Genomic DNA, 367 nt, shown 5'->3' with positions numbered 1-367 from the left:
GCATTAGACCTACCAGGGCTAAGTGAAGATCGCCGTTTAGTATTTGTATCAGGGCTTGCCATTTTAATTGCATTATTTGAATCGCTCGAGATCGAAAAAATGGGATTAGCAGGTGGAGCACTGCGTGAGGGTGTTTTATACAGCATGCTACCAGAGCTGCATAATAGCGATATTCGTAAACGTACAATCGATGGCTTTATCGATCGTTACCATGTTGATCAAAAGCAAGCTAGCCGCGTCGCCAGTCTCGTATTAAACTTAGCATCAGAAGTAAATGAAAGCTGGCCAATAAAAACACTTAATGGGTTGCCTTTATTAACGGCAGTTGCACAGCTTCATGAAATTGGTTTATTGATAGAGTATAAGC

The 367-nt window shown here is 41.4% G+C and carries 1 protein-coding gene; it reads left to right on the top strand.

The genetic code is table 11. The features are described from left to right. On the top strand, positions 1-367 hold a 367-nt coding region (locus tag AAEY62_RS20835; protein ID WP_502935529.1), incomplete at both ends, for a Ppx/GppA phosphatase family protein.

Source organism: Pseudoalteromonas sp. GW168-MNA-CIBAN-0100 (genome assembly GCF_040309225.1).
Lineage (GTDB): Bacteria > Pseudomonadota > Gammaproteobacteria > Enterobacterales > Alteromonadaceae > Pseudoalteromonas > Pseudoalteromonas arctica.
Note: the sequence above shows the minus strand (reverse complement) of the source record. Positions and strands in the feature narration are given on the sequence as shown.